We start from the raw sequence: 22,880 nt of genomic DNA, 5'->3' as shown, positions 1-22,880 counted from the left end.
TCTGCTATACTTTTTGCACAATTCCCGGCTGAAGCCGGGGCTTTGCGGGCTGAAGCCCGTGTTTCTCCCCGCAAACATTATTTTGAAACAGACACCATGAAGGGGTCTGCCGCTGGCGTGCGTGCTGGCGGCAGGCCCTTTTTGTCTGTGCATTTTCAGGAGGAATCATTGATGAATACCAAGACCCGTTCCGCGACCCGTGATCTGGTGCTGGCCGCACTGTTTCTGGCACTGGCCTTTGTGCTGCCCATGATCACCGGCCATGTGCCTCAGATCGGCAACATGCTCTGCCCCATGCACTTCCCGGTGCTGCTGGCTGGCTTCGTGCTGGGCGGCCCCTGGGGCCTGGCACTGGGCTTTGCCGCCCCGCTGCTCCGCTCGGTGCTGTTCGGGATGCCCCCGATGTACCCCATTGCCATCGCCATGGCCTTTGAGCTGGCCACGTACGGCGCTGTGGCCGGTTTCATGTACCGCAAGGTGCAGCACACCCTGCCCATGATCTACGCCACCCTTGTCACCTCGATGGTGGCAGGCCGCCTTGTCTGGGGTGCGGTGCGCTTTGTGCTGGCCGGTCTGTCCGGCTCCAGTTTTCCGTTCAGCGCGTTCCTGTCCGGTGCGGTGCTCACTGCCGTGCCCGGTATCGTGGCGCAGCTCATCCTCATTCCGCTGATCGTGGCTGCACTGCAGAAAGCAAAGCTGACGGCTTAAACCCCCTGCGCTGACCGAACCCACACAGCAAAAAAGCCCGGAACCGTACCTGCTATGGCGGCAGGTGGTTCCGGGCTTTTCAGTTCATATTACAGTGTGGCAGCAGCTGTAACAAAAAAAGAAGGAGAATCTTCAACCGGCAAATTGGAGAAGATCAGCCGGCAAAGCTTGCATTGACAGCGCGGCGGTTGCTCTGGTTGACAAAGTTCTTCTTTGCGCTCTCGAGCAGGCTTGCAAAAGCCAGGCCAATGCCGCAGTTATCGGACACGCCCTCGGTGACAGTCAGGTAAGCGTCCATCATAGTGTTGTCCAGAATAGCAGTGTTCTTGTTCATCATAATAAATATCCTCCGTATATCGGTAAATGTCATTGTGTTTTTTGGCAGGGCCTCTATCTCCCTGCATCCTCAGAGCGGAACCTTTCAGAACCCTTCGTTCTTTTGTTCCCCTCTCTGAGGATGGCCATATTATGCCACTCAATTATGAAATCGTTTTATAAATTCTATGAACAAACTATGAATTTAGTGATACATTTTTAACGTTCTTTCGTTCTTTGCGCAACTAGCACAAAACGTTTTTTATGAAAAATAAAGTTCTTGTATACATGGACGATTGAAACCTTGTTTGGAAAGTTTTTTCAGATTTTCTCTCCGTTTTGCCCAGAATTTCTTCTGTAAAAGGGGATACTCTCATGCAAAATCCGTCAGAATCCGTCAGTTTCAAACAGAACAAGGGCTTTCCTGTGCAAAATGCCCAGAAAAAGCTCCAAACAAAAAGGCCGCCGTGCCAGCAGCACAGCAGCCTTTGAAAAGCCATTTCAGTTTTGCATCACTTGCACAGGAACACCGGCAGGGGCTTGCCTTCCTTGCGCCACTGGTGATATTCCGCAGTGGCGGCAAATTCCACGTCGCCGGCGGAGTTCAGGGCAGTTTCCACGGAATCCTGCACCACGCCAATGATAAAGCCGACACCGACCACCTGCATGGCGATATCATTGGAGATGCCAAACAGGGAGCAGGCCATGGGGATCAGCAGCAGGGAGCCGCCAGCCACGCCGGAAGCGCCGCAGGCACCCAGAGCGCTCATCACCGAAAGAAGGATGGCGGCGGGCAGGGACACCTGAATGCCCAGCGTATTGGCCGCAGCCAGCGTCATAATGGTAATGGTGATGGCGGCACCATCCATATTGATGGTAGCGCCCAGCGGGATGGAGACGGAATACATATCCTTATCCAGCCCCAGCTTTTCGCACAGATCCATATTGACCGGGATGTTGGCGGCAGAGCTGCGGGTGAAGAAGGCGGTCAGGCCGGATTCACGCAGGCAGCGGAACACCAGCGGATACGGGTTGCAGTGCAGATACACAAAGATGATAAAGGGCGAGACGACCAGTGCCATAAAGAGCATGGTGCCCACCAGCAGGAGCAGCAGCCTGCCGTACTGGGTAAAGATGGACAGGCCGTTGCTGGACACGTTGGTGTACACAAGGCCCATGATACCGAAGGGTGCCAGATTGATGATCCAGCGGACGATCTGGGAGACTGCATCCGCTGTGTTCGCCAGGAACAGCTTGGTGCTGTCCGCGCCGTACTTCTTCATGGCCAGACCGAACAGGCAGGCCCAGAACAGGATGCCGATGTAATTGCCGTTCAGCAGGGCACTGACGGGGTTTGCCACAAAGTTGGTGAGCAGGGTGTTCATCACCTCGCCCAGACCCTGGGGCACCACCTCGGATTCTGCCGCCTCAGCCAGAACGACGGTCTGAGGGAACAGGAAGCTGGTCACCACCGCAATGGCGGCGGCCAGGAAGGTGGTGAGCATGTACAGCCAGATGACCGTGCCAAAGCGCCGGTCCAGCCTGGACGTGCCCTGCGCCAGCGCACTGGCCACGATAACGAACACCAGCACCGGGGCAATGCCCTTCAGGGCACCCACGAACAGGCTGCCGAACTCTTCCACCCAGCCCGCACCGGGCACCGCCAGTGCCAGCACCGCACCGACCACAAGGCCGATGACGATGCGCAGGATCAGGCTGGTGGCGTTGTACCTTGCCGCAACCGCTTTCAACGTTTTCATAACTTTTCTACTCCCCTATCCAGATTGTGCGCCCATTGCGCACAGTTTTCCCATTCCTCTACACGGAACAAGTACGATTATACGCCTCACAGGCCAAAAAGTCAAAGATTTTACCCGCTTTTTTTGTTTTTCATTTCAACATATACAGACACGAGCTTTTTTCACTGTCCGTATATGAAATACAGATTCACAAAAAGAGACCGCACCCCGTGTGTTTCGGGATGCGGTCTGTTCCGGTTTTAGTCGAGATAGGACACCTTGCCGGGCACAAAGCCCTGAATGCCCATGCCGGGCGCGTCGGAGACGGTGATGTTCTTTTCGTCGAACACGGCACCGCCGAGGATGTGGTCCTCGCTGCAGAGCACCGGGCCGTCGAGGTCGATCTTGGTGACGATCTTCTTGGCGCAGGCCAGCTCCACGGCGGCGTTGACCGAGATCTTTGCTTCCAGCATACAGCCGATCATGCACTCCACGCCGTACACCTCAGCGGCGGCGGCAATGCGCAGGGCATTGGTGATACCGCCGCACTTCATCAGCTTGATGTTCACAAGGTCGGCCGCGCCGGTCTGCATGATCCGCAGGGCATCTGCCGGGCTGAACACGCTCTCGTCGGCCAGCACGGGCACATCGGCATGGCGGGTGACATACTGCATCCCCTCAAGATCTGCGGCGGGCACGGGCTGCTCCACGAACTCAATGTCCAGCCCCTTCTCCTGCATCTGGTTCAGGATGCGGACCGCCTGCTTGGCGTTCCAGGCCTGATTGGCATCGATGCGGAGCTTGATGTCCCGGCCCACGGCCTGCCGCACCGCGGCAAGGCGGGCCACATCCAGTTCCGGGTCAATGCCAACCTTGACCTTCAGGCAGTCGTAGCCGCGCTGGACGGCGGTGCGGGCATCCCGGGCCATCTCCTCGGGCGGGTTGACACTGATGGTGATATCGGTCACGATGTTTTTGCGGGCACCGCCCAGCATCCGGTAGACAGGGGCGCTGTACTTCTGGCCCAGCAGATCCCACAGGGCCATGTCCACAGCGGCCTTGGCGCTGGTGTTGTGGACAAGCGCCTTCTGCACAGCGGCGGTCAGATCCTCAAATTCATCGAGGTCGCGGCCCAGCAGGGCAGGGGCGATATGATCCTGAATGGCACCGAGGATGGCCCCGGTGGTATCGCCGGTGATGACACCGGTCGGGGGTGCTTCGCCGTAGCCCACCGCACCGGTATCGGTGTGGAGCTCCACGATAACATCCTCAACGCTGTTCACAGTGCGCAGTGCCGTTTTGAACGGCACCCGCAGCGGGGTGGAAATGCGGCCCAGCCGCACCTGTGTGATCTTCATAGTCCCGTCCTCCTTCTTATTCCAGCGGCAGGTTTGCCAGCTTGACAATGGCGTTTGCAATGATCTGGGCGTTCTGCACCAGACGTTCCAGATCGATGCATTCATCGGGCTGATGCTCTGTGACCGGGTCACCCGCGAACAGGGGGCCAAAGGCCACCACGTTGGGCAGCATCTTGGCGTAGGTGCCGCCGCCGATGCACTTGGGCGGGGCATTGTCGCCGGTGGCATCCCGGTAAACCTCCAGCAGGGCGCTGACCAGCGGGGTCTCGGCAGGGTAGTAGAGCTTTTCCTTGTGCACCTGCCCATCCAGCGCCCAGCCTGCGGCCTCAAAGGCGGCCTGCACAGCGGGCTGGCAGTCTGCCCGTTCCATGGTCACAGGATAGCGGTAGTTCAGCTTGACCCACAGATGCTGCGCGTCGCCCTCGATCAGCCCCCAGTTGCAGCTCATGGGGCCGGAGAGCGCATCCTCCAGCCGGTGGCCCAGCAGGCGCTCGCCGTAGGGGTCGGTGCCCAGCTTCTCGGCCAGAAAGTGCACGGCCTGCTTGGCATCCCCCTCCAGCGGCAGCCGGTCAAGGTAGCACACCAGCCGCCCAATGGCGTTTTCGCCCTGCTCCGGGTGGCTGCCGTGGGCCGAAACGCCCACCGCTTCCACCTGATAGCCGCCGGGGATGGCTGTCACGGTGATGTGCTCCGCATCCGGCAGGGCGGCCCCCGCCGGGGCGGTCAGCACAGCGCAGGCGTAGTCCGGCACCACATTGCCGGCCACGCCGCCCTGCACCCTGCTCAGCTGCCAGGCCCCGGTCTGGTGCAGCTGCACGGCATAGCTCTCGTTCAGGATGCCCTTTTCGCCGTTGATGAGCGGATACTCGCCGTCCGGGGTGAAGCCCAGCACCGGGATCTCCCCGCCGTGGGCCTTGTAGTACAGCACGTCCCGGTCGTTGGTCTCCTCGTTCAGGCCGAACAGCAGCCGGACACGGCGGTTGAGCGGAATGCCCAGATCCCGGATGGCTTTCAGCGCGAACAGGCTGGCCACCACCGGGCCTTTGTCGTCAATGGCACCCCGGCCATACAGCCTGCCGCCCTCGATCTCGGCGGCGTAGGGCGGGTGATGCCAGCCCTCGCCCTCGGGCACCACGTCCAGATGCCCCAGCACCGCCACCATCTCGTCCCCGGTGCCGATCTCGCACCAGCCGATGTACCGATCCATGTCGGTGGTCTCAAAGCCCAGCTCATGGCAGAGGGCCAGCGCCTCGGCAAAGCAGGCATCCACCTCCTCGCCAAAGGGCTTGCCCGGCAGCGGGTCGGCCTCCACACTGCGCCTGCGCACCAGCCGCTGGAGCGCCGCCACCATCTGGGGCCGCAGCGCCGCCACGGCCTCGTTCAGTTTTTTGTCCATACGTTCCACCCCTTTTGTGATTCATTTCACAGCTTGTATTATAGAACGATTGCCCCCGCTCCACAAGCCCCCAGTTCCACGAAAAAACGCCCCCGCATACTTCATCAGAAGTATCCGGGAGCGCTCGGGCACAATCGTCAAGAGATGCCACCACCTCAGCATTCTGGTTTTTCTTTTTTTTTTCAAATTTTTTTGAAAAAGGGTGAAAGGATTTCGCGCGGCGTGTATTTAAGGAAGTGAGAGCATCCATTTTTGCCGGAGCTCCACTTCCGGCCCAAAGAAAGTGAGGGACCCCCTATGAAGAAACGACTACTCAGCCTTCTGGTGGCGCTGTGCATGGCGGTAACGCTCCTGCCTGTGTCGGCAATCACAGCGTGGGCGGAGGGAGGCGGCCAATTAAAAATTATTGATGGATATCCCGAAGGTTCTAGGGATAGTAATGGCACCTATACTACAAGTTGTTCCGGTGATGGCTGGAGCTATGACGGTTCTACACAAACGCTTGACCTGCATCCTGCCAGCTCGACAGAATATGATTTTTTATTGATTTGATAGACGCAAAACCTTTTATAAGTCCTCACAAATGTTTATAAACCAATGTGAAAATGGCTTAAAATCAAGGTTTTCCGCATATCTTCATTTTTCTTGTCATATCTCCGCATAAGGTGTTTTTGTAAGACCGGGCACCATTTTAGCACCACAGAATATAAGGAGGACGACATGAAAAACGAACTTTTGACTAAGGGTATTATACTTCCGTCCGGCGAAATCGGCAAGAATAAGATAAACCTTGTCGCCGGGGCAATCACGCAGCCGTTCGCGGAAATGGTATGGGTAACGACAGGCGGCGACATGGAAACAATCAACCGCCTTACCAACGTACTTGTAACCATGAACAACCCCACCGACCGGGGCAAGCTGTTCAAAATCATCAAACTGCTTTATGGGCTAATGGGCTTGCCTTTTTCAGAGGAAGCCGAGCCTATGGACGCAGACCCCGACGTTTTGGAATACTTCATCTTTTCTTTCATGGCAGACTTTGGAGAAGTCATGCAAGAACTGATAGCAGAAGAAATGAAATAGCGACCCGCACAGCGGCGTTTCTCACTCTCTCACTGGGAGAACAGGAACGCCGCTATTTTTATGCCCTCATGTTACGCAGTAGGGGCAAAAAAAGCCTTGATTTATCGGGCTTACAGAACGCAAAACAGAGGAAGCAAGGAAAAGATACCTTACCCCTCAAAATCCGCGTTCTACTGCGCAACAAATCTAAAGCAAAGGAGTGATGAAGCTATGGCAGTTTTCCGTGTGGAACGCAACACAGGCTACACCGTAATGAGCAACCACCACTTACGCAACAAGGAGCTTTCCTTAAAGGCAAAGGGGCTGTTATCTCAAATGCTGTCCCTGCCGGAGGATTGGGACTATACCCTTGCAGGGCTGTCCTACATCAACCGGGAAAGTATCGACGCTATCCGTACCGCCGTTTGGGAGCTTGAAAAAGCCGGATATATCACAAGGCGGCAGGGACGCGACGAGAAAGGCAAAATGACCGCAATCGAGTACACCATTTACGAACAGCCGCAGCCGCCGGAATTGGATTGCCCGGTATTGGAAAATCCAACAGCGGATAACCCGACAACGGAAAATCCGACGTCGGAAAATCCAATGCAATTAAATAAAGATATATCAAGAACTAACTTACAAAAAAAAGAAAAATCAAATACGGATTTATCAAGTACCCATTCCATTCCTATCCATTCCCTAAATCCCTTGCCTTATGGCGAGGACGAAGCGGCACAGCCGCCGGAACGGAAAGGAACGGAAAGGAACGACGCTTACAGAGTGTATGAGGAAATCATCAAGGACAATATCGAGTATAACATTCTCTTGCAGGATATGAAGTTTGACCATGACCGTCTGAATGAGATTGTTGACATTATCCTTGAAACGGTCTGTACGTCAAGAAAGAAAATCCGTATTGCAGGGGACGATTACCCCGCCGAGCTTGTGAAGTCAAAGTTTATGAAGCTGGACAGCGAACATATCCGCTTTGTGCTTGACTGTATGCAGGAGAACACCACGAAAATCCGCAATATCAAGCAGTACCTAAAGGCGGTTCTTTTCAATGCCCCGTCTACCATTGACAGCTATTATACTTCCCTTGTCGCTCACGACATGGCAAGCGGCGCATTATCCGGCAAGCCTAAATACGGCGACCCGGACTACTACACCTACAACGAGGGCGAAAGCCTGTAAACGAAAAAAGGAGGATTTACCACATGGCACAGAAAACAGGAGCTTTAATTTTTGACGAAACCGCTGACCGCTACGATATTCGCTTTGATATTGCCGACTATTACGGCGGCTTGCATTGCGGCGAGTGCATGGACGTATTCACAGGCGGCAAATGGAAGCCGACCCGGATTGAGTACGGGGACAACTGGTATCTTGTAGGTATCCGCGCCGAGGACTTGAACGGGCTGCGGGTGCGGATTTAACGGGGCGGCGTGAAGAACGGACGCCCTTTTTTCACGCCCAAAAGCGGCGTACCACCTTAACACTATCACTACTACCGGGAAAGGAGGACGGTAAACATTGCAAGATGAAATCAACGAAAAAGTGGTTGCGCTCTCTGTCAAGGGAGCGAAGCTGACCGCTGAAACGCTGCAAAAGGCAATCAAAGCCATGCTTGCACAGGCAAAAAAGCAGCAGGAAAAACAGCCCCACGGGAAGCAGACCCTAAAGCAGCTTGCGAAGCAGAACGCGGGGCTATCCAACATTGAGATAACCGAGGGCAATATCAAAGCCTTTGAGCAGACGGCAAAAAAATACGGTATCGACTTTGCCCTAAAGAAAGACAGCACCGAAACGCCGCCCCGTTATCTCGTCTTTTTCAAGGGGCGGGACGCGGACGCTCTGACCGCAGCCTTTAAGGAGTTTTCCGCAAAGAAGCTGACACAGGAGCAAAAGCCCTCTATCCGAAAGGCACTTGCCACATTCCGGGAAGCAGCAAAGCAGCTTAACGCGAACCGTCAAAAGACAAAATACAAGGACAGGGAGGTATCGCTATGAAGCCGAATATCAAGAAGCTGCTTATCCTAAACGCCCCCTATCTGCTCTTTGTGTATCTCTTTGATAAAGTCGGACAGGCGGTGCGGCTCTCGCCGGGGGCTGACCTCTCCGGCAAGCTGGTTTCCATTGGCAGCGGCTTTTCCGCTGCCTTTTCAAATGCCCTGCCGAGTTTTAACCCTATGGATTTGCTTATCGGCATTGTCGGGGCTGTCGTTATCCGGCTTGCGGTCTATGTGAAAGGCAAGAACGCAAAGAAATACCGTAAGGGCATGGAGTACGGCTCTGCACGTTGGGGCAATGCCGAGGATATAAAGCCATATATCGACCCCATGTTTGAAAATAACGTGCTGCTGACGCAGACCGAAAGGCTGATGATGAGCAGCCGCCCGAAGCACCCGAAGTATGCAAGAAACAAAAACGTGCTTGTCATCGGCGGCTCCGGCAGCGGCAAAACAAGGTTTTTTGTAAAGCCCAACTTAATGCAAATGCACAGCAGCTATGTTGTCACAGACCCGAAAGGAACGGTTTTAATCGAGTGTGGAAAGCTCTTGCAGCGGGGCGGGTACAAAATCAAGGTGCTAAACACCATCAATTTCAAGAAATCCATGCGGTACAATCCCTTCGCCTATCTGCGCAGCGAAAAGGATATTTTGAAACTGGTAAATACCATTATCGCCAACACCAAAGGCGACGGGGAAAAATCCGGCGAGGATTTTTGGGTGAAATCGGAACGGCTTTTTTACTGCGCCCTTATCGGCTACATCTGGTACGAAGCCCCGGAGAATGAGAAAAACTTTACGACGCTGCTTGAAATGATAAATGCGTCGGAAGCCCGCGAGGACGACCCGGAATTTCAATCCCCCGTTGACCTCATGTTTGAACGCTTGGAGGAAAAAGACCCGGAACATTTTGCGGTGCGCCAGTACAAGAAGTTTTTGCTGTCTGCCGGAAAAACAAGAAGCTCTATCCTCATTTCCTGCGGTGCGCGTCTTGCCCCCTTTGACATTCGGGAACTGCGCGAGCTGATGGAAACCGACGAAATGGAGCTTGACACCTTAGGCGACCGAAAGACCGCGCTTTTTGTTATTATCTCCGACACCGACGACACCTTTAACTTTGTTGTATCAATCCTTTACACACAGCTTTTCAATCTGCTTTGTGACAAGGCAGATGATGTGTACGGCGGGCGGCTACCTGTTCATGTGCGCTGTCTGCTTGACGAGTTTGCAAATATCGGGCAGATACCGAAGTTTGAAAAACTCATTGCCACGATAAGGAGCCGCGAAATCTCCGCGTCCATCATCTTGCAGAGCCAGTCGCAGCTAAAGGCTATCTACAAGGACAACGCCGATACCATTGTCGGCAACTGCGATACGACCCTGTTCTTGGGCGGCAAGGAGAAAACGACCCTTAAAGAAATGTCGGAAATCTTGGGGAAAGAAACCATTGACAGCTTCAACACTTCCGAAACAAGAGGACGGGAGCTTTCCCACGGGCTGAACTATCAGAAGTTAGGCAAGCAGCTTATGAGCGAAGATGAAATTGCGGTCATGGACGGCGGGAAATGTATCTTGCAACTACGCGGGGTGCGTCCGTTCTTCTCCGAAAAATACGATATTACCAAACACCCGAAGTACAAGTACCTTTCCGACTTTGACAAGAAAAATGCCTTTGACATGGAAAAGCACTTGCGCCGCCGTCCTGCAATCGTAAAGCCGGACGAGGTATTTGACTATTACGAAGTTGACGAAGCAGATTTGCAGGAGGACACAGAAAATGAATAAGCGTATCAGAAAGAAAAAGGCAAAACAGCAGCTAATCCGGGCTATCAGCGGGCTTGTGGAAGCTGCCGAGGAAATGCAGCGGGAACAGGAACGCAGGACAAGACAGGCAGGTATTTCCTATATCAAGTATATCGAAGCTGTCCGGGAACGGCAGTACGGCATTATGCCTGTCTACACACCACTTTTTGAAAAGGAGGGAGCTTAAAGTAAAAATAATAAACACGGGCTACATGGTACGCGCCCCTACTCCTTGCGCGTATCGCGGCAGGAAGCCGCACCCTTACAACTGAATACCGCCGCGCCGCAGCAACAAACGCAGCGCGGGGACTTATGACCGCGGCAGTTATCGAAAACTGACCGCCGTTTTTTATGCCCTTTTTCGGGCAGCCGCACAGCGGCAGAAAGGAGTTATATTATGGCATTTTTCAACAGCGCAGTAGGCGTTTTACAGACACTCGTTATCGCTCTCGGAGCAGGTCTTGGCATTTGGGGCGTTATCAACCTCTTGGAGGGCTACGGAAATGACAACCCAGGTGCAAAAAGCCAGGGCATGAAGCAGCTCATGGCGGGCGGCGGCGTTGCCCTTATCGGTGGCACCCTTGTACCTCTGCTTTCCGGCCTGTTCGGTTAAGCGGCGGGGTTAGCCTATGCAGAGCATACTTGACGCGATTAACGAATGGATAAAGGAAATCCTCATTGGAGCCATTAACGGTAATCTGTCAACTATGTTCGGGGACGTAAACGAAAAAGTCGGAACTATCGCCGCAGAGGTAGGACAAACCCCGCAGGGGTGGAACGCAGGCATATTTTCCATGATACAGAGTTTGTCGGAAAATGTGATTGTACCCATTGCGGGGCTTGTCATTACCTACGTTCTATGCGTGGAGCTTATCAGCATGGTAACGGAAAAGAACAATATGCACGATATTGACACGTTCATGTTCTTTAAGTGGTTTTTCAAGGCGTGGGTAGCGGTGTATCTCGTTACCCACACCTTTACTATCACTATGGCGGTGTTCGATATGGCGCAGCACGTTGTTTCCGGCGCAGCGGGCGTGATCGGCGGCAATACGAATATCGACGTTGACGCCGCCCTCTCGTCCATGCAAGCCGGACTTGACGCTATGGAAATCCCCGAACTGCTTTTGCTCGTTATGGAAACAAGCCTTGTGAGCCTTTGCATGAAAATCATGTCGGTGCTTATCACGGTTATCCTGTACGGCAGAATGATAGAAATTTACCTTTACTGTTCGGTATCGCCTATCCCGTTTGCAACTATGACCAACAGAGAGTGGGGGCAGATAGGCAACAACTACTTAAAAGCCCTGTTCGCCCTCGGTTTTCAAGGCTTCCTCATAATGATATGCGTCGGCATTTATGCGGTTTTGGTTGGCAGCATGATTGTAGCGGACAACCTGCACAGCGCGATTTTCTCCCTTGCAGCCTACACCGTGATTTTGTGCTTCTCCCTATTCAAAACAGGCGCACTTGCGAAGTCAATATTTAACGCCCATTAAAGACCGAAAGGAGGAGGTTTTCACTTGGCGTATGTACCCGTACCCAAAGACTTATCAAAAATCAAAACGAAAGTCGCTTTTAATCTGACAAAGCGGCAGATTATATGTTTTGCGGCAGCCCTCGCTATGGGACTACCGCTTTTCTTTTTGCTCAAAGACAGCGCGGGAACAAGCATGGCGGCATTTGCAATGATTGTCGTTATGCTTCCCTGCTTCCTCTTGGCAATGTATGAAAAACACGGGCAGCCCCTTGAAATCGTGATAAAGAACGTCATTCAGACAAAGTTTATCCGACCAAAGGAACGCCCCTATCAGACGGAAAATTTTTATGCCGTCATAGAAAAACAACGAAAACTGGAAAAGGAGGTATCGGCTATTGTCAATGGCAGAACGAAAAACCATGACCCGCGCGGTAAAAAATCCCGTGAAGCGTAAGCTGACCCGCGCAGAAAAGAAAGAAATCGCCGCCGTGATACAGGCGGCAAAGGGCGACGGGAAGCCCCGCACCGCACAACAGACCATTCCCTACTTGCAGATGTACCCGGACGGGATTTGCAGGGTAACGGAAAAGAAATACAGTAAAAGCCTTGTCTTTGAAGATATTAACTATCAGCTTGCACAGGCAGACGATAAGACAGCCATTTTTGAAAACTGGTGCGATTTTCTCAACTACTTTGACGCTTCCGTTTCGGTGCAGCTCTCTTTCATCAATCAGGGTGCAAGAAAGGAAAAGGCACAGGCGGCTATCGAAATTCCGGCGCAGGACGACGCTTTTAACTCTATCCGCAGGGAGTACGCGGATATGCTTAAAAATCAGCTTGAAAAAGGCAACAACGGACTGGAAAAGTGCAAGTACATTACCTTTTCCATTGAAGCGGACAATCTTGCGGCGGCAAAAGCCCGCCTTTCCCGTATCGAAACCGACGTACTCAATAATTTTAAGGTGCTTGGTGTAACCGCCCGCCCCATGAACGGACAGGAACGCTTGAACGTACTGCATGGGATTTTCCACCCGGAGGGCGAGCCGTTCCGTTTCTCTTGGGACTGGCTTGTACCGTCCGGGCTTACCACAAAGGACTTTATCGCCCCGTCCTCGTTCCGCTTTGGCGACGGCAGGACGTTTCGCATGGGGCGCAAGCTCGGTGCTGTTAGCTTCCTTGAAATCCTTGCGCCGGAGCTGAACGACCGTATGCTTTCGGACATTCTCGACCTTGAAAACGGAATTATCGTCAATCTGCATATCCGCAGTATCGACCAGAGCGAAGCAATCAAGACTATCAAGCGCAAAATTACCGACCTCGACAAGATGAAGATTGAGGAACAGAAAAAGGCGGTACGCAGCGGGTACGATATGGATATAATTCCGTCCGACCTTGCCACGTTCGGCAGCGAAGCGAAAAATCTCTTGCAGGATTTACAGAGCAGAAATGAAAGAATGTTTCTGCTGACGTTCCTTGTGGTAAACATGGCAGACACGAAGCGGAAACTGGATAATGACATCTTTGCTACGGCGGGCTTTGCACAGAAAAACAACTGCGCTCTGACCCGCCTTGACTATTTGCAGGAAGCGGGCTTTATGTCCTCTATTCCTCTTGGGGAGAACCTTATCCCCATTCAAAGAGGGCTTACGACCAGTAGCACCGCTATTTTTATCCCGTTCATCACGCAGGAGCTTTTCCAAAGGGGTGCAGCCCTTTACTACGGCTTAAATGCCCTTAGTAACAACATGATACTCTGCGACCGCAAGCAACTGAAAAATCCCAACGGGCTTATTCTTGGAACACCGGGAAGCGGTAAATCCTTTGCGGCAAAACGGGAAATGACAAACGCCTTTCTCATTACCGACGACGATATTATTATCTGCGACCCGGAAGCAGAATATTTTTCCCTTGTGCAGCGTTTGGGCGGGCAAGTGATACGTCTGTCGCCTGCCGGAAAAGGCATGGACGGCAAGCCCCAGTATGTGAACCCTATGGATATTAACCTCAACTACTCCGAGGACGACAACCCGCTTGCCTTGAAATCCGACTTTATCCTTTCCCTCTGCGAGCTTGTTATCGGCGGCAAAGAGGGCTTGCAGCCCGTGGAAAAGACCGTCATTGACCGCGCCGTTAGGAATGTGTACCGACCTTTCCTTGCAGACCCCGACCCGGCAAAAATGCCGATTTTGGGCGACCTCTACAACGAACTGCTGAAACAGCCGGAGCCGGAAGCTGCCCGCATTGCGGCGGCATTGGAGCTTTATGTTTCCGGCTCTCTGAACGTCTTTAACCACCGTACCAACGTGGAGCTTTCAAACCGTCTTGTCTGCTTTGATATTAAGCAGCTTGGAAAGCAGCTCAAAAAATTAGGTATGCTCATTGTGCAAGACCAGGTGTGGAACCGCGTGACCGTCAACCGCGCCGAGAAAAAGGCAACCCGTTACTATATGGACGAATTTCATTTGCTTTTGAAAGAGGAACAGACCGCAGCCTATTCTGTGGAGATTTGGAAGCGTTTTCGTAAATGGGGCGGCATACCGACGGCTATCACACAGAACGTCAAAGACCTTTTAAGCAGCCGCGAAGTCGAGAATATCTTTGAAAACTCCGATTTTGTCCTCATGCTCAATCAGGCACAGGGCGACCGGGCTATCCTTGCAAAGCAGCTTAACATCTCCCCGCAGCAGATGAAGTATGTAACCCACACCGAAGCGGGCGAGGGGCTTATCTTTTACGGGAATGTGGTGCTGCCGTTCATTGACCGCTTCCCGACGGACACCGAGCTTTACTGTCTGCTTACGACAAAGCCGGAGGAAGTGAGCAAGCCATGAAAACAGACGTAATCATCAACCGCGACGCCCTCTATGCCCTGCGGGAGCTTCCGAGCGAAAGCGTGAACTGCTGCGTCACAAGCCCGCCTTACTATGGACTAAGGGACTACGGGCTTGACGCGCAGATTGGACGTGAGGACACGCCGGAGCAGTATATCGGGCGGCTTGTGGAAGTGTTCCGGGAGCTGCGCCGGGTACTCAAAGACGACGGGACATTTTGGCTGAATATCGCAGACACATACTGCGGCAGCGGCATGAAAGCGGGCTGCAAGCAAAAGGATTTAATCGGTATTCCGTGGCTTCTTGCCTTTGCCCTGCGCTCTGACGGGTGGTATTTACGCAGCGATATTATCTGGCTGAAAGAAAACCCTATGCCGGAAAGCTGCCGCGACCGACCGAGCCGCTGCTATGAGCATATCTTTTTACTGACGAAATCAAAGAAATATTACTATGACGCTGCCGCCATTGCAGAGCCGATCGCGCCGGGAACGGCTGCGCGCTACAGGCAAGGGCGCAGCGCAGGACACAAATACGCCGAGGAAGTACCAGGACAGGGCAAGGTACAGGGTATCAATCAGCCCCGCAGCGGCAGCTATTATGACGACGCCCTTATGCCGACCACAAGAAACAAGCGGGACGTTTGGCTTATCAATACCGTACCGTACAAGGGCGGGCATTTTGCCGCCTATCCCCCGAAGCTCGCGGAAACGTGCATACTTGCGGGCTGTCCGAAAGGCGGCGTTGTGATAGACCCGTTCTTTGGAAGCGGCACCACCGGGCTTGCAGCGCAAAGCCTTGACCGCCGCTATATCGGCATTGAACTGAACGCCGAGTATTGCGCCCTTGCAGGGGCGCGGATTGGAGGTGGTAACACTTGAAAGACCCATTAAAGCCCCGCGATAAAATCACGCAGAAAATGACCCGCGACGGGGCTATCGCAGAAAATCAGACCACGGGAGACACGGAACGTATCAGCAACCGCATACGGGACGCGGATTTACAAAAGACCCCGGAACAACAGGCGGCACAGGACGCTATGCAGCTTCCCCCGGTATCTGATACAAGCCCGCTTCCCCATGTGCCGGGAGCTGCCCCCAAAGCGGACACAGGCAAAACGGAGCGCGTCATGAAGCATATCGACGCCGCCCATACACGAAAAGCCAGTAAAAAGGCAGTACGAAAAGCACAGGCAGAAGCTACCGCCGGGACGAAATCTTCCCGGCTGCAATTTACCGACGAGGAACGCGCTGCCCCGGAGCTTGAAAAGTATATCAAGAAATCCGATAAAGCCGCCGACCGCTTGGATAAGGCAAAGGCAGCTATCCCCAAAGAAAAGAAACTGGTAAAAGAGCGCACCTTTGACGAAACCACCGGGAAAGGCAAGACCCGCCTGCACTTTGAGGAAAAGGACAAGCCGCCCGGATTTAAGGAGAAGCACAACCCGCTATCCCGCCCCACACAGGAAGCCGGGATTTTGGTACATAACAAAATCCATTCTGTCGAAAAGGATAATTCCGGCGTGGAGGGCGCACACAAGAGCGAGGAAGCCGCAGAACGGGGATTGAAGTACGGGGCGCGGAAAATCAAGCAGGGCTACCGCAACCATAAGCTGAAACCCTACCGGGAAGCGGCAAAGGCAGAAAAAGCGGCTTTTCGGGCAAATATGGACTTTCAGTATCACAAGACCCTGCATGAGAACCCGCAGCTAACCAGTAACCCCATTTCCCGGTTTTGGCAGAAGCAGAAAATCAAGCGGCAGTATGCAAAGGAAGCCCGCAATACCGCAAAGGGTATCAAGGGCGCGGCAGAACGCACCCGCAAGGCGGCAGCCAAAGCCGCCGAGAAAACGAAGCAGACCGCAGCATTTGTGGCAAGGCACCCGGCGGGTGTGGCAATCGCTGTCGGGGTGCTACTGCTCTTTATCATGGTTATGTCCGGGCTGTCCTCTTGTGGGGCAATGTTTTCCGGCACGTTAAACGGCGTGCTTGGAACGTCCTATACGTCCGAGGACAGCGACCTTGTGGAAGTGGAAAACAGCTACGCAGGATTGGAAAACGAGCTGCAAAGCAGGATTGACAATATCGAGCGCGACAATCCGGGCTATGACGAGTACCGCTATGACCTTGCAAATATCGGACACAATCCCCATGAATTAGCGTCTTATCTGACCGCAAAATACCAAAGCTACACCTGCGCCGAGGTACAGAGCGAATTACAGCGGATTTTCAATCAACAATACAAGCTGACGCTAACCGAGGAAGTGGAAATACGCTACCGGGAGGAAGAACGCACCGACACATGGACAGATGAGGACGGCAACGAGCATACGGACACCTACACGGTACAAGTGCCTTATGAGTATTACATCTTGAACGTCAAGCTGACGAATACCCCACTATCCACCATTGCGGAAAACAATCTGACCCCGGAACAACTGGAAATGTACCGGGTGTACTTACAGACAAGCGGGAACAAGCCCCTTATCTTTGGCGGCGGCTCTCCCGACACTTCCGCGTCGGAAGATTTAAGCGGCGTGGACTTTGTAAACGGAACGCGCCCCGGCAATACCGCTATCGTTGACCTTGCAAAACGGCAAGTCGGAAATGTGGGCGGCTATCCGTATTGGAGCTGGTACGGCTTTAATTCCCGCGTGGAATGGTGCGCCTGTTTCGTGTCCTGGTGCTACGGGCAAATGGGACTTTCCGAGCCGCGCTTTGCCGCCTGCCAGTCGCAGGGTATTCCGTGGTTTACTTCTCACGGACAATGGGGAGCGCGGGGCTATGAAAACATTGCCCCCGGCGACGCTATCTTTTTTGACTGGGATTTAGACGGCAGCGCAGACCATGTAGGACTTGTTATCGGCAGGGACGAAAGCCGCGTCTATACCGTGGAGGGCAATTCCGGCGACGCCTGCAAGATTAAGAGCTATCCCCTTGACTATGCCTGTATCAAAGGGTACGGGCTGATGAACTGGAACTGACACATTTTTTGAAAATCGAAAGGAGAAAAATTTTATGGCAATGAGTAAAATCGAAAGAATTGACAAGGAAATCCAAAAGACCCGTGAGAAAATCACGGAGTATCAGAACAGGCTGCGCGGACTGGAAGCACAGAAAACCGAAGCGGAAAATCTGCAAATCGTTCAGCTTGTGCGCTCTATGCGCCTTACCCCGCAGGAGCTTACCGCTATGCTTGCGGGCGGAGGTATTCCGGGCATTGCCCCTATGCCCGCAGACTATGAGGAACAGGAGGACAATGCAGATGAAGAATAAAATCCTTGCAAGCCTTACCGTACTTTGCGCCGCCCTTGTCCTTGTGGGCGGCTTTTCCGTTACCGCCTATGCACAGACCCCGACGGAAGAAACCGACGACAGCGGCGTAATCGTGGAAACCGAGCCGCAGCCCTTGACCCCGGAGGGCAACATGACCCTTGTGGACGACATTGACGGGGACGCTGCCGAGGATAAGCAGTTTATCGTCGTGAAAAGCAAAGGTGGCAACTATTTTTACATTATCGTTGACCGGGCAGCCGAGGGGGAAAATTCCGTCCACTTCCTAAATCAAGTAGACGAAAGCGACCTTATGGCGATTATCGGGGAGGAACAGACCGAACAACCCCCGGCTGTCTGCAACTGTACCGAGAAATGCAAGGCGGGCGAAGTAAACACCGCCTGCCCCGCCTGCTCTGTCAACATGGATAGCTGCACAGGCAAGGAAGCCACGCCGGAGGAACCCGCCGAGCAGGAGCAGCCCCAGAACGGCATGGGCGGGCTTTTGATTTTCCTTGTCGTGGGCTTGCTTGGCGGCGGCGCAGCCCTCTACTACGTTAAGTTTATGAAACCGAAACAGAACGTGAAAGGCAGCACCGACCTTGACGAGTTCGATTTTGACGAATACGACGAGGACGAGCCGGAAGAAGCTGACAGCGCAGACACCGAACAGGAGGACGAGGAAGAATGAAACTTGTGATTTGTGAGAAACCCAGCGTCGGGGCGGCGGTTGCCGCCGCCCTTGGCGTAAGGGAGAAGAAAGACGGATATATCGAGGGGAACGGTTATGTTATCTCTTGGTGTATCGGGCATTTGGTAGGACTTGCGGAAGCTGCCGCCTATGGGGAACAGTACAGGAAATGGAGCTATGACAGCTTACCCATTCTGCCGCAGGAATGGCAGTACACCGTAGCTGCCGACAAGGGAAAGCAATTCAAAATCTTAAAAGACCTCATGCAGCGCAGCGACGTTTCGGAAGTCGTGAACGCCTGCGACGCAGGACGCGAGGGAGAATTGATTTTCCGCTTTGTCTATCATCAAGCGGGCTGCAAGAAGCCCTTTACCCGTCTTTGGATTTCCTCTATGGAAACGGACGCCATCAAAAGCGGCTTTGACAATCTGAAGGACGGGCGCAGGTATGACGCTCTCTATCATTCCGCACTATGCAGGGCAAAGGCTGACTGGCTTATCGGCATTAACGCGACCCGCCTTTTCTCCTGCCTGTATGGAAAAACCTTGAACGTGGGGCGCGTTCAGACCCCAACCCTAAAAATGCTTGTAGACCGGGACGCTGCCATTATGAACTTCAAGAAAGAAAAATATTACCATGTGCGCCTTATGCTCCCCGGCGCAGAAGCGGCAAGCGCGAAGATCTGCGCCGCTGATGAAGCGGGCAAACTGAAAGCGGCCTGCGAAGCGTCGGCGGCTGTCTGCACTTCCTTGACCCGTGAAAATAAAACCGCTATACCGCCGAAGCTCTTTGACCTTACCTCTCTGCAAAGGGAAGCAAACCGTATCTACGGGTACACGGCAAAGCAGACCTTTGACCTTGCACAGACACTTTATGAAAAGAAGCTGCTTACTTATCCGAGAACGGACAGCAACTATCTGACCGACGACATGGGCGACACAGCGGCGAGTATCGTATCGCTGCTTTGCGGCAAGCTGCCCTTTATGGCGAGCGCAGCCTATGAACAGAGTATTTCCCGCGTTCTGAACAGCAAAAAAGTATCAGACCACCACGCCATTATCCCCACTATGGAAATTGCAAAAACTGACCTTACTACGCTGCCGGAAAGTGAAAGAAATATCCTTATCCTTACCGGGGCGCGTCTGCTTATGGCGACCGCAGAGCCGCACGTTTACGAAGCGGTAACGGCGGTTTTCTCCTGCGCCGACCATGAATTTACGGCAAGGGGCAAGACGGTAATCGCTGCCGGGTGGAAAAACATTGAACGGCTTTACCGGGCTACCCTCAAAAAGAAGCCGGACAGCGACGACGAAAACGAACTTGTTTTAGATGTGCCGGACTTTACCGAGGGACAGACCTTTGAAAACCCTGCTGCAAAGGTTACGGAGCATGAAACGACGCCGCCGAAGCCCCACAATGAAGTTATATGCTATGAAAGGGGGATAAGAAATCGCCCATAGAAAGGAGAGTTTTTCAATGAAAGCAAAGAAAACGGACAACGGCAAGATAACCGCACTATACGAGCGTCTTTCCCGCGACGACGACCTCACAGGCGACAGCAACAGCATAATCAATCAAAAGAAACTGCTTGAAGATTATGCAAGGGAACATGGCTTTACGAATTGCGTCCACTTTACCGATGACGGCTGGTCTGGGGCAAACTTCGAGCGTCCGAACTGGAAACGCATGATTGCGGGAATTGAAAGCGGCGAAATCGGCTATGTACTGGTAAAGGATTTAAGTCGTGTCGGCAGAGATTATCTGCAAGTGGGATTTTACACAGAAGTCATGTTCAAGGAGCGGGGCGTCCGTTTTATTGCCATAGCAAACGGAGTTGACAGCGACAAGCGCGAAAGCAGCGAGTTTGCCCCGTTTTTGAATATTATGAACGAATGGTATGTGCGTGATAGCAGCCGAAAAATAACAAGCGTTCTCCACGCAAGAGGAATGTCCGGCAAGCATACAAACAGCCATTGTATTTATGGCTATAAGAAAGACCCTAATGACAAAGACCACTGGATTATCGACGAGGAAGCCGCCGAGGTAGTACGCCGGATTTACCGCATGGCGTTGGAGAGCAAAGGCCCGTATGAAATTGCCCGTATCCTTGCTTTGGAAAAGGTTGAAAGACCGTCCTATTATCTTGCACAGCGCGGCGTGGGGAAACATCAGTCTAATTTTAACCCCGCTGAACGGTACACATGGCGTGGCGGCACAGTTGCCGATATTCTATCCAAGCCGGAGTATATGGGGCATACAGTAAACTTCCGCACCTATAAAGAAAGCTACAAAGACAAACGCTCCAGAATGACACCCAAAGAGGATTTAGTCATTTTTAAAAATACGCAGGAAGCTATTATTGACAAGGAAACATGGGAGCGCGTCCAGAGCTTGCGGAAAACGATACGCCGGACGGACACCATAGGCGCGGCAAATCCTTTAACGGGCTTGATGTTTTGCGCGGATTGCGGGGCTAAGATGTATAACCACAGGGGCGGGGCTGGACTGGCGCGGGACTGGGCGGGGCGACCCAACGGCAGGAAGCGTCCAGAACGCGACGAGTACAACTGTTCTCGTTATGATTTAGGCAACCAGCACTATAATAGATACTGCACGACGCACCTTATCCGCACAGCCGTTGTAAATGAGCTTCTGCTTGAAGCTATCAAGGAAGTATGCGACTACGCGCTGAACAATGAAGCGGCATTTATGGAGCAGGTCTGCTCTGCTTCCAGCGAGCGGCAGGTGAAAGCGGCAAAGGCAATCCGGCAGAGAAAACAGCGCAGCGAGAAACGAGCCGACGAATTGAGCCGCTTAATCCGCAAGCTCTATGAGGACAATGTAAACGGCAGACTTTCTGATAAGCTCTTTGAACAAATGCTGCATGATTTTGAAGCGGAGTTAGAGAGTTTAACCGAGAGCGTTACCCAAGACGAGCAGGAGCTTGACCGTATAAGCCGGGAAACCGTCAACGCTGAAAAATTCCTTGCCCTTGTCAAAAAATATACGGATTTTTCCGAGCTTACCCCCGCCATGATAAATGAATTTGTTGAAAAAATCCTTGTCCACCAAGCCGAGGGAAAAGGGGCGAGCCGCACACAGGAGGTTGAGATTTTCTTTAACTTTGTCGGCAAGGTAGAAATCCCCCATGAGGAAATCGTACTGACAGAGGAAGAAAAAGCGGCATTGGCAGAGCAGGAACGGCGCAGAGCAAAAAAAGCCGAATACAACCGCCGCTATATGGAGAAAAAACGCAGACAATGGAGAGAACAGCGGGAACGGGAGCAGGAGCAAAAGCCCCATAAACTTCCCCCTGTCGCAGACGAGAAAGGAGAAAAGAGCGCATGAGAAGATTGATTGACAACGGTACTACTTTACCCGCCAGACCGCCCTATATCGGGCATTATGGACACTTGCGGAAAGCCTATCTTGAGGGCTACCGCCCCGATCTCTACACCGCCCTTGTTGCCAGTGAAAAACTGTATGAGCATTGTGCGGAGATTGACGCAGCCGCGCGGAGCCTGATTGACCTTATCATGCCGGAGCTTGCCAAGAGCGCGGGAGCCACCGAGGAATTGAAAGCCGCCGCGCCTATGAAGTGGGTAGGGCTGATGAACGCTTGCAAGGCACAGGCAGAAGAAATCGTAAAATATGAGCTAATCTATGCTTGACAGTCAAGAGCCGGAAAAATCGGAAATCTTGCGATAACAGCCGCCCCGACGATACATTCCCCGTCCGGGCGGTTTTTATCGTCAAAAACGCCGTTTTCTCCAAGTCAAGAGCCGGAGAAAACATCCGAAAAATGCCCCTATTGCGTAACAAGGGCGAAGAAAGGAGCTTGCATGAGAACAGGGCTTACCAAGCAGGAAAAGACCACCGATATTTGGTTTGACGAGAAAGACCCGCTAATCCATGTCCGCACCCACAACACCGATTTGAAAAAGCGGCTACTTGCATACAGCCGCCGTTATCCGACGATCTGCCAGCAGACCGACGCAGACCCGGAAACGGGCTGCATGGAGTTTGAAATCCACAAGGGGCGTTTCTCTTTCCGTCTGACCGCCCCATACAGTGAGGAACGGAGGAACGCCGCCAGCAAAGCGGCAAAGAAACATTCCGGCAACTTGACACACCCTATTCAAAAAGATGTGCTATAATTTTTTTGAAAAAGTTTCGGATTAGATGTAGTATTTGCCGCTGAAACCGTAGTACATAG

At 53.1% G+C, this 22,880-nt stretch carries 23 protein-coding genes and 1 pseudogene; 20 read left to right on the top strand and 4 right to left on the bottom strand.

Translation table 11 applies throughout. The annotated features are described in order from the left end of the window. The first annotated feature begins 171 nt into the window (after positions 1–171). Positions 172–708, top strand: coding sequence for an ECF transporter S component (locus tag GXM22_RS00905; RefSeq protein WP_035393179.1), 537 nt, complete (start codon positions 172–174; stop codon positions 706–708). Between the two features lie 154 nt (positions 709–862). Here the strand turns inward: GXM22_RS00905 and GXM22_RS00900 are convergent, their stop codons facing one another. The 4 genes from GXM22_RS00900 to GXM22_RS00885 form a co-directional block, all read right to left on the bottom strand. Continuing rightward, positions 863–1,045, bottom strand: a complete 183-nt coding sequence (locus GXM22_RS00900; RefSeq protein ID WP_035393180.1) for a hypothetical protein — start codon at positions 1,043–1,045, stop codon at positions 863–865. A gap of 490 nt (positions 1,046–1,535) precedes the next feature. Continuing rightward, positions 1,536–2,774, bottom strand: a complete 1,239-nt coding sequence (sstT, locus tag GXM22_RS00895; protein ID WP_198403676.1) for a serine/threonine transporter SstT — start codon at positions 2,772–2,774, stop codon at positions 1,536–1,538. A gap of 248 nt (positions 2,775–3,022) precedes the next feature. After that, complete coding sequence (locus GXM22_RS00890) at positions 3,023–4,120, bottom strand: dipeptide epimerase (protein WP_005928513.1); 1,098 nt, start codon at positions 4,118–4,120, stop codon at positions 3,023–3,025. 16 nt (positions 4,121–4,136) lie between these two features. Beyond that, positions 4,137–5,516 carry a Sapep family Mn(2+)-dependent dipeptidase gene (locus GXM22_RS00885; protein WP_005928516.1) on the bottom strand — a complete coding sequence of 460 codons (1,380 nt, stop codon included), beginning with the start codon at positions 5,514–5,516 and terminating at the stop codon, positions 4,137–4,139. 297 nt (positions 5,517–5,813) lie between these two features. Here GXM22_RS00885 and GXM22_RS00880 point away from each other — a divergent pair, with 297 nt between their 5' ends. The 19 genes and pseudogenes from GXM22_RS00880 (at position 5,814) to GXM22_RS00790 (ending at position 22,821) form a co-directional block, all read left to right on the top strand. Further along, positions 5,814–6,068 (top strand): hypothetical protein, encoded by a 255-nt coding sequence (locus tag GXM22_RS00880; protein WP_005928522.1) that lies wholly within the window; start codon positions 5,814–5,816, stop codon positions 6,066–6,068. A 168-nt stretch (positions 6,069–6,236) separates the two neighbouring features. Beyond that, on the top strand, positions 6,237–6,599 hold the full coding sequence (locus GXM22_RS00875) for a hypothetical protein (RefSeq protein ID WP_005928529.1): 363 nt from the start codon (positions 6,237–6,239) through the stop codon (positions 6,597–6,599). Between the two features lie 210 nt (positions 6,600–6,809). Beyond that, positions 6,810–7,775, top strand: coding sequence for a DUF6017 domain-containing protein (locus GXM22_RS00870; protein ID WP_005928536.1), 966 nt, complete (start codon positions 6,810–6,812; stop codon positions 7,773–7,775). A gap of 23 nt (positions 7,776–7,798) precedes the next feature. Next, positions 7,799–8,017 carry a DUF5348 domain-containing protein gene (locus GXM22_RS00865; RefSeq protein WP_005422968.1) on the top strand — a complete coding sequence of 73 codons (219 nt, stop codon included), beginning with the start codon at positions 7,799–7,801 and terminating at the stop codon, positions 8,015–8,017. A 97-nt stretch (positions 8,018–8,114) separates the two neighbouring features. Then, positions 8,115–8,591: a PcfB family protein gene (locus GXM22_RS00860; protein WP_005928540.1), complete on the top strand. Its 477-nt coding sequence runs from the start codon at positions 8,115–8,117 to the stop codon at positions 8,589–8,591. Next, entirely contained in the window at positions 8,588–10,375 is a 1,788-nt protein-coding gene (locus tag GXM22_RS00855) for a VirD4-like conjugal transfer protein, CD1115 family (RefSeq protein WP_005928544.1), read from the top strand. Before GXM22_RS00860 ends, GXM22_RS00855 begins: the two co-directional genes overlap by 4 nt. Next, complete coding sequence (locus GXM22_RS00850) at positions 10,368–10,580, top strand: hypothetical protein (RefSeq protein ID WP_005928546.1); 213 nt, start codon at positions 10,368–10,370, stop codon at positions 10,578–10,580. Before GXM22_RS00855 ends, GXM22_RS00850 begins: the two co-directional genes overlap by 8 nt. Positions 10,581–10,790: 210 nt before the next feature. Beyond that, the gene (locus tag GXM22_RS00845; protein WP_005928550.1) at positions 10,791–11,006 is read left to right on the top strand and encodes a Maff2 family mobile element protein; all 216 of its coding nucleotides are present in this window, start codon (positions 10,791–10,793) and stop codon (positions 11,004–11,006) included. 16 nt (positions 11,007–11,022) lie between these two features. After that, positions 11,023–11,892, top strand: a complete 870-nt coding sequence (locus GXM22_RS00840) for a VirB6/TrbL-like conjugal transfer protein, CD1112 family (protein ID WP_005928553.1) — start codon at positions 11,023–11,025, stop codon at positions 11,890–11,892. Positions 11,893–11,916: 24 nt separating this feature from the next. Beyond that, positions 11,917–12,327, top strand: coding sequence for a PrgI family protein (locus tag GXM22_RS00835; protein ID WP_005928557.1), 411 nt, complete (start codon positions 11,917–11,919; stop codon positions 12,325–12,327). Continuing rightward, positions 12,275–14,704, top strand: coding sequence for a VirB4-like conjugal transfer ATPase, CD1110 family (locus tag GXM22_RS00830; protein ID WP_015542402.1), 2,430 nt, complete (start codon positions 12,275–12,277; stop codon positions 14,702–14,704). Before GXM22_RS00835 ends, GXM22_RS00830 begins: the two co-directional genes overlap by 53 nt. Further along, entirely contained in the window at positions 14,701–15,582 is an 882-nt protein-coding gene (locus GXM22_RS00825) for a DNA-methyltransferase (protein ID WP_005928563.1), read from the top strand. The genes GXM22_RS00830 and GXM22_RS00825 overlap by 4 nt, the downstream gene beginning before the upstream one ends. A 38-nt stretch (positions 15,583–15,620) precedes the next feature. Further along, entirely contained in the window at positions 15,621–17,684 is a 2,064-nt protein-coding gene (locus tag GXM22_RS00820; RefSeq protein WP_035393412.1) for a C40 family peptidase, read from the top strand. 34 nt (positions 17,685–17,718) lie between these two features. Beyond that, the gene (locus tag GXM22_RS00815; protein ID WP_005928569.1) at positions 17,719–17,976 is read left to right on the top strand and encodes a DUF4315 family protein; all 258 of its coding nucleotides are present in this window, start codon (positions 17,719–17,721) and stop codon (positions 17,974–17,976) included. Next, positions 17,966–18,664, top strand: a complete 699-nt coding sequence (locus GXM22_RS00810) for a DUF4366 domain-containing protein (protein WP_015542401.1) — start codon at positions 17,966–17,968, stop codon at positions 18,662–18,664. Before GXM22_RS00815 ends, GXM22_RS00810 begins: the two co-directional genes overlap by 11 nt. Beyond that, positions 18,661–20,085, top strand: a pseudogene (locus GXM22_RS00805) (DNA topoisomerase); the annotation flags it as partial. The gene GXM22_RS00810 and the pseudogene GXM22_RS00805, both read left to right, overlap by 4 nt. Before the next feature lie 55 nt (positions 20,086–20,140). Then, positions 20,141–22,012 (top strand): recombinase family protein, encoded by a 1,872-nt coding sequence (locus tag GXM22_RS00800; RefSeq protein ID WP_005928579.1) that lies wholly within the window; start codon positions 20,141–20,143, stop codon positions 22,010–22,012. Beyond that, positions 22,009–22,335 carry a TnpV protein gene (locus GXM22_RS00795; RefSeq protein ID WP_005928582.1) on the top strand — a complete coding sequence of 109 codons (327 nt, stop codon included), beginning with the start codon at positions 22,009–22,011 and terminating at the stop codon, positions 22,333–22,335. Before GXM22_RS00800 ends, GXM22_RS00795 begins: the two co-directional genes overlap by 4 nt. Before the next feature lie 171 nt (positions 22,336–22,506). Beyond that, on the top strand, positions 22,507–22,821 hold the full coding sequence (locus GXM22_RS00790) for a hypothetical protein (protein WP_005928584.1): 315 nt from the start codon (positions 22,507–22,509) through the stop codon (positions 22,819–22,821). Positions 22,822–22,880: the final 59 nt, after the last annotated feature.

It is taken from the genome of Faecalibacterium duncaniae (assembly GCF_010509575.1).
Taxonomy (GTDB): Bacteria; Bacillota; Clostridia; order Oscillospirales; family Ruminococcaceae; genus Faecalibacterium; species Faecalibacterium duncaniae.
Note: the sequence above shows the minus strand (reverse complement) of the source record. Positions and strands in the feature narration are given on the sequence as shown.

Bases quoted from the DNA above. Each gene is read 5' to 3' on its own strand.
- GXM22_RS00815 (WP_005928569.1), top strand. From the start codon at position 17,719: ATGGCAATGAGTAAAATCGAAAGAATTGACAAGGAAATCCAAAAGACC.
- GXM22_RS00855 (WP_005928544.1), top strand. From the start codon at position 8,588: ATGAAGCCGAATATCAAGAAGCTGCTTATCCTAAACGCCCCCTATCTG.
- GXM22_RS00880 (WP_005928522.1), top strand. From the start codon at position 5,814: ATGAAGAAACGACTACTCAGCCTTCTGGTGGCGCTGTGCATGGCGGTA.
- GXM22_RS00875 (WP_005928529.1), top strand. From the start codon at position 6,237: ATGAAAAACGAACTTTTGACTAAGGGTATTATACTTCCGTCCGGCGAA.
- GXM22_RS00800 (WP_005928579.1), top strand. From the start codon at position 20,141: ATGAAAGCAAAGAAAACGGACAACGGCAAGATAACCGCACTATACGAG.
- GXM22_RS00865 (WP_005422968.1), top strand. From the start codon at position 7,799: ATGGCACAGAAAACAGGAGCTTTAATTTTTGACGAAACCGCTGACCGC.
- GXM22_RS00790 (WP_005928584.1), top strand. From the start codon at position 22,507: ATGAGAACAGGGCTTACCAAGCAGGAAAAGACCACCGATATTTGGTTT.
- GXM22_RS00890 (WP_005928513.1), bottom strand. From the start codon at position 4,120: ATGAAGATCACACAGGTGCGGCTGGGCCGCATTTCCACCCCGCTGCGG.
- GXM22_RS00850 (WP_005928546.1), top strand. From the start codon at position 10,368: ATGAATAAGCGTATCAGAAAGAAAAAGGCAAAACAGCAGCTAATCCGG.
- GXM22_RS00810 (WP_015542401.1), top strand. From the start codon at position 17,966: ATGAAGAATAAAATCCTTGCAAGCCTTACCGTACTTTGCGCCGCCCTT.
- GXM22_RS00795 (WP_005928582.1), top strand. From the start codon at position 22,009: ATGAGAAGATTGATTGACAACGGTACTACTTTACCCGCCAGACCGCCC.
- GXM22_RS00845 (WP_005928550.1), top strand. From the start codon at position 10,791: ATGGCATTTTTCAACAGCGCAGTAGGCGTTTTACAGACACTCGTTATC.
- GXM22_RS00825 (WP_005928563.1), top strand. From the start codon at position 14,701: ATGAAAACAGACGTAATCATCAACCGCGACGCCCTCTATGCCCTGCGG.
- GXM22_RS00905 (WP_035393179.1), top strand. From the start codon at position 172: ATGAATACCAAGACCCGTTCCGCGACCCGTGATCTGGTGCTGGCCGCA.
- GXM22_RS00820 (WP_035393412.1), top strand. From the start codon at position 15,621: ATGACCCGCGACGGGGCTATCGCAGAAAATCAGACCACGGGAGACACG.
- GXM22_RS00885 (WP_005928516.1), bottom strand. From the start codon at position 5,516: ATGGACAAAAAACTGAACGAGGCCGTGGCGGCGCTGCGGCCCCAGATG.
- GXM22_RS00840 (WP_005928553.1), top strand. From the start codon at position 11,023: ATGCAGAGCATACTTGACGCGATTAACGAATGGATAAAGGAAATCCTC.
- GXM22_RS00900 (WP_035393180.1), bottom strand. From the start codon at position 1,045: ATGATGAACAAGAACACTGCTATTCTGGACAACACTATGATGGACGCT.
- GXM22_RS00870 (WP_005928536.1), top strand. From the start codon at position 6,810: ATGGCAGTTTTCCGTGTGGAACGCAACACAGGCTACACCGTAATGAGC.
- GXM22_RS00830 (WP_015542402.1), top strand. From the start codon at position 12,275: ATGGCAGAACGAAAAACCATGACCCGCGCGGTAAAAAATCCCGTGAAG.